The 3,609-nt window shown below is 39.1% G+C and carries 1 protein-coding gene; it reads right to left on the bottom strand.

Features of this window, described 5'->3' with window-relative positions:
* The coding region (locus DBR11_RS22910; protein ID WP_158275367.1) for a SusC/RagA family TonB-linked outer membrane protein at positions 1-3,409 on the bottom strand (3,409 nt) is incomplete at its 3' end.
* Positions 3,410-3,609: the final 200 nt, after the last annotated feature.

Below are 3,609 nucleotides of genomic sequence, written 5' to 3'. Positions count from 1 at the left end.
GTTTAATATAGTCTCCTTTTACTACTCTTTCTGTAGAGTAATTATATAAATTATAAGGATATCTGATATCTACTGTAGCCCCATCTGACCCAACGATTTTTGCCGCTGAAAGCGGGTCTAAAATGGCTGGTATACTGGTAAACTTTTCGTCCCCAGGCAGTACCCATCTATTTAACACATCGCGGCTTAATGCAGTTAAATCATCATAACTGCTTTTAACAGTCGGTTTTAAACGAAGGAAATTTCCAGCAGAAAAACCAAACAACGCTGACAGGCTAAATCCCTTATAAGAGAACTGATTATAAAATCCGCCTGCAAAAGTTGGATCAACCGGCCCCTCATACTTTAAAAATGACAAATCATCATCCTGTAAACCAATATAAGTTGTTGCTTTTCCGTCAGGGCCTATGAAAGTTGGATACCCATAGTCATGATTCAGGCCTGCAAATTTTACAGAGAATAAACTTCTTTGAGAATAACCCTCCACCGGAGCTCCATTGGCTGAAATTGACCTCCATACATTAGGTGCCACATCCAGGTTAGTTACCTTATTTGTATTATATCCAAAATTAAAATTGGTTCTCCATTTGAAGTTTTCATGATCTATAACTTTACCTGTTATTGCAAACTCAATTCCATGTCCTTTCATTCCTCCATAATTCGCCGTTTTTTGATACTGACCTCCAATTCCTGAAGTTTTAATGTCTCCTATCAAATCAAAAATATTTCTGTTATAAACATCAACAGTTAAATTTAGCCGGTCATTGAGTAAGGATAAGTCCAATCCAATATTAAAGTCCTTGGTTTTTTCCCAGGTTAACTGAGAGTTCTCCAAACTCGATATGAAGGTTTGAACCTCCTGATCATTAATATTCGGTCTTCTGGCAATTTGATTATAAAAGACAGCAGAAGAATTTGTCGCGTTGCCAATACTGGCAACCAAACCATAGGAGGCTCTTAATTTAGCAGCTGTTAGAATGTTGTTCTTTGGCCAGAAGCTTTCTTCGTCAATGTTCCAGCTACCCGATACGTTCCACGTAGGTAACCACCTGGCTACTGTACTTTTACCCATTAAATTGGACCCATCATAACGACCAGACAGTTTCAGCGTGTATTTTTCCTTATAGGTATAGGCTGCGTTGGAAAAATAGGCTATATAACGGTCCAGTCCGTAACCCATCCCAAAATAAGGCTTACCAGTTTCAGCAGCCTGTTTAAAATAGTGGTAGTCAGAGCTGACCAGACCACCATTTTCATACTGATAACCCGCACCATCAAAATACTCATTTTGTCTATCCGCATACCGTACTTCCATGGCACCAAAAATATTCAGGTTATGATCTTTATTAAATGTTTTGTTATACTGTAGGTTTTGTCTGAAATAATAGGATTTTAGATTATCTCCAGTCATTTTATAAAAACCTCCATCAGGAAGAACACTCAAGGGCAAACCGTTTGGAAAATCAGGATCTTTGTATAAATTAGGATTGTTCTGAGCGGAAGTGGCATCATCAACAGTTCTAAATGACGTAGCCATATTAGAGTTTTTTAAGATGTAGATCTGGCTTTCTGTTCTCGTAAATCTATAAGCACCATCTAATGAATAAGTCAATTCAGGTATAATCTTATAATTTAGGCCGCCCTGAACTTTAAAATCAATCATAGCCAACTTTAGATAATTGGTATTCAGCTCATTTAAAATATTAAAAGGGGCACTGTTTTGCCTGAAATATTCCAGATTCCCATTTTCATCGTATGGAGTGATCAGTCTGCTGGTGTTTAACGCATAATTATACGGGTTGATGTCAAATCCCCTGTAATAACTGCCATAAACAGGGTCAGATTGCAGGACAGTTGTTCCGGGGGCCTGCTGATTACGAACAGAACCGTTTGCCAGTAATTCACCGCTTAACTTATCACTTAATTTAAAGTTAGCCCTATAATTTCCTGTAAAACGATCTACATTATTACCTATTGTTTGTCCATCATCGTGTAAAAATGAGGTAGAAGCATAGGTCTGAAATTTCTCTGTACCAGAATTAATACTTACGGAATGGTCCTGCTGCAAAGAATTCTTAAACAAAACGTTAAACCAATCCGTATTTGCATTGGCATATCTCGACAAGAAAGCGACCTTACTGGCATTATCATTTCTTAGTGCCCAGGTTTTTGTGGTTTCATCATAGTCATACAGCATGTTATACATCTTATAGAAAATCCCCCCCGTATTACCTCTAGATGCTTCCGGAATCTGGTAATACCCTTTGTTCTGCATCTCGATCATAACAGCCATCTGATCTGCAGAATTTAACACATCAAAACTTGAATAGGAAGGCTTAGCATAAGTTGTAAAGTTTCCACTATAACTAATTTTTGGAGTGCCCTGTGTTTGCCGTCCTTTTTTTGTGGTCACAACGATCACACCATTCATTGCCCTTGCACCATACATACCTGTCGCGGCCGCATCTTTCAGAATATTGAAACTCTCAATATCATCAGGATTTAAACCCGCCACCGAAGAGCCAATTAAGGTATTCGCATCCCCAGTTGTCAAGGCTTCGTTGGAGATATTGACAACATCTTCCAAAATGATACCATCCACAACCCACAAGGGTTTATTATCGCCCGAAAAGGAAGTTGCGCCACGCACGCGAATCTTAGGTGCTGCACCAAACGTTCCTGAAACATTTTGTACAGTTACCCCAGCAACCTGTCCTTCAAGCATCCGGCTAATGTCTGGAACCCCATTTCTTTCTGCATCGGATGCCTTTACCAGGGTCGAAGAACCCGTAAATGTTTTCTTATCCAGAGTTTGATAACCTGTTGAGATATTGACCTCCTTCAAGACGCTCACGTCCTCCTCCAAACTGACATTTAAAGTCGTTCTTCCGGCAACATTAACTTCCTGTGTCTTATATCCGATATAACTAAATATAAGTGTTGCGCTAGCATCTACATTAATCTGGTATTGACCATCTCCATTGGTAAATGCAGAGACCCCTTTCCCTTTCTCCCGCACACTGACGCCTGGAATCGGGTGTCCCCTTTGATCTGTAACCCGGCCTTTTATCTGTACAGCGGTAATGTAATCAGTTATCCTGTCAAAAATAGTTTTGTTCTTTTCCTTGATGACCACTATTTTGTCCAGGATCTCATAAGAGAATGGTTGATCTTTAAAACATAAATTCAATGCTTCTTCCAGGGTCCCGTTCTTAATTTTAACATCTACTTTACTTGCTTTTTCCAGTAAACGTTCATTATAGAAAAACTGATAACCACTTTGTTTACCAAGATCTGTAAAAATCTGGGTGAGCGGGGTGTCTCTTTTGTTAAGATTTATGCTTTGGGCTACTCCAGCCGCACTTAACTGCATAAATGCGGAGAATAAAAAAACGAAGGTTAACTTCATAATTCGCCAAATTTGATTGCGTACCTGCCATTTTTTGGACAGCAGGCCGCAATGAATAATATTATTCATATTTTTGTTTTGGTTGGGTTTCTAATTAAACGGATTGCAAAAAAATGTTAAATGGGTGAACCCAGTCATTATAAGGATCCCGATCGCCATCGGGGTCCTTTATTTCTGATCACCTTTCCTGAGTTTAAACC

The organism is Pedobacter sp. HMWF019, assembly GCF_003061025.1.
Classification (GTDB): domain Bacteria; phylum Bacteroidota; class Bacteroidia; order Sphingobacteriales; family Sphingobacteriaceae; genus Pedobacter.
This window is presented reverse-complemented; position numbering and strand designations above follow the sequence as displayed.